The sequence below is a fragment of the Methanococcoides seepicolus genome (assembly GCF_023684405.1).
Lineage (GTDB): Archaea > Halobacteriota > Methanosarcinia > Methanosarcinales > Methanosarcinaceae > Methanococcoides > Methanococcoides seepicolus.
Genome location: NZ_JAGSOI010000120.1, coordinates 1 through 2,478, shown reverse-complemented (window position 1 = coordinate 2,478; position 2,478 = coordinate 1). Strand labels below are relative to the sequence as shown.

Annotated in this window: 1 protein-coding gene; it reads left to right on the top strand. The window is 38.2% G+C overall.

Going from position 1 to position 2,478, the window contains the following annotated elements:
* Positions 1–829: 829 nt before the first annotated feature.
* Positions 830–1,519, top strand: coding sequence for a hypothetical protein (locus KDK67_RS13905; RefSeq protein WP_250869445.1), 690 nt, complete (start codon positions 830–832; stop codon positions 1,517–1,519).
* Positions 1,520–2,478: the final 959 nt, after the last annotated feature.

Genomic DNA, 2,478 nt, shown 5'->3' with positions numbered 1-2,478 from the left:
AACGTTCCGAAGTGTGCAAGGAGCACGTTCTTTCTGTCGTATAAGAAGCTACATTTCTACTGTTAAGAAGAATCAACTTTCTGTGATGAAAGCTATTCAAGATGCAATCGATGGAAAGCCATTTGTTTCAACGATTGTTTGATTTTAGGGTTGCAAATTAATTTTTTGTATTAGAGTTGATACAGGATTGACGATAATTAGGCTGAATAGTTACATTTAAACTACTACAAATATGGTAATTCATTTCAGAAAATTTATTATAATCTTGCAAAAGATGAAGTAAGAGTCAAATCAATACCTGCAATAGCTGATTCTACTATTCCTTTTGAAAAACATCATTTTGTAAGAGTACTACATCATAATGCTATTTCATCGCATATCAAAAAAGGCAATAGGGTCTTCACAACTACATCTGTAAATGAAATCGCAAGCAAATGGTTTTGAGTACTGAAATATATTCGGGGAAATAGATCGACTTATCATCTCCCCATTCATCCACACCTTCGACACCGAATAGCTTCAAATGTTTTAACAGCACTCTCCCCACCCTTCCAACCTTTCCCGAACATGAACATTCAACGTAAACGGCTTATCGGCGTCAGCATTTTTCTTCATGTAATGGAGAGTACGACAGACAGCATTTGTATTCTGTTAAATCCTAACAACATTCATTTTTGAACAGTAGAAAATCCACATCTTCCGACACTGCATACATCATATATAGGCAGCTGCCATTCATTTTTAAAATTGAAATTGTTATGCCATTAAATATATATAAATGGTCACAACATAATCGATTTTATCTCATTACTTATGAGGAGGGGACAAAATGAAAGCAAGAATAATAGTATTAGGGGTGCTAGCTGTGTTTATATGCGCAGGGCTAGCAGTATCGGTGCAAGCAGCAAAACCGGGAATAGACTTCAATGGACCACACTACGGCCTGAACATCATCGGAAAGGATGTTGACTGGAAAGGTAATGGTAATGGTTATGATAACGGACACACAATGTTCGTGCCTGAGAACACCAGTGATTTTAATATTACTGTCTGGGACGAGGGAGTTGAAACAGTAGTTCCTGGTATTAGAATAAACATAACACAGGGTGATGCGTTTGATGTCATCGATGGAAATGCATTTGATGATGGTACATGTGCATTCGAGTTGGCACCAGGAAAGTATCATGTATACATTGCTGCCAAGGCTAAGCCGGTTGGACATACAAACATCGTCGGCTGGGTTCAGGCTAACGACACATACTACTTTGATATAGGGGACGTACAGGTTTCTAAATCTAAAAAAGCACAATGGGATGATGCTACAAACCTATTCTATGTAAGTGGACAGGAAGAACCGGATGCCCTTGGTATGCTATCAAACCAGGACAATGTATGGGTGTTCGACTATCTGACAGCGCTAAATACATACGATCCCACCCTTTATCCAAATCTACTTTACTTCTGGCAGTATGACAACCACGGAAGCAAACTTGTTCAAGTACGTTTCTACGAAGTTTGAAGCTTGAACTTTCTTCTTTTTTTCTCTTTTTTAATTTGCAAAAATCTCGCTACCCCATTCTTCCAACCTTTCCCTCACATGAGAGTTAAGAGTAAATGGTTTATCATTCATAGCGTTCTTTTTCATATAATGCAAAGTACCCTTAGAGAACCCCATCTGTCGGCTAAGTCAGAGGGATTACTCCCTCTTTCTCGCCTAAGAACTGTACGTGAGACTTTCACCTCATACAGCTCAAGCATCTCATAACCTTTTCAGGCAACAGTTATTATTTTTTTTTTGGAATTAGTTGCAAATTCCAATTTTCTTTAATAACTGCCTTCGTAATCCTGACTTGTAGCCTATTGACATGTGTTGCATGTCTGTAAGTTTCTCATCGTTAAGTTCAGCATGTCCACTAAACAGTGTTTTTGCTTCACCTTTTGATGTAATTGAACATCTTACATTCATAGGTCATACCTTCACTCTTACGTTTTGATACCATAGAGTAAGTCTGCATCCTTTCGGATTAGGGCAAATTTTGAACCCTTATACACACCATTACAGTTTGTCATTCGCTTTCTACTCCTTTCCTCTACCCTCGATGTCTTTGTCATCCTTTGCAAGATTCCTACCCCGAAGGGAACATATAGGGCTTACCAAGTTCTATAACATGAATAATTGTGAATACCTTAGAAGCCATCTATAAACCGAGAACCATTCGTCCATTTCCCATTATGTGGAAGAAGCCATAATGGTCTGATTCTATACCTTTTGGTTCAAGCGTGTCAATCTATTTTTCGCTTGTTGCTGATTACGGTTCTTACAATGGTTCAACTTTCGTTTCTTCATAGTATTGTCGGCTAAGTCAGAGGGATTACTCCCTCTTTCTCGCCTAAGAACTGTACGTGAAAGTTTTCTTTCATACAGCTCAAGCATCTCATAACCTTTTCAGGCAACAGTTATTGTTTTTGGAATTAGTT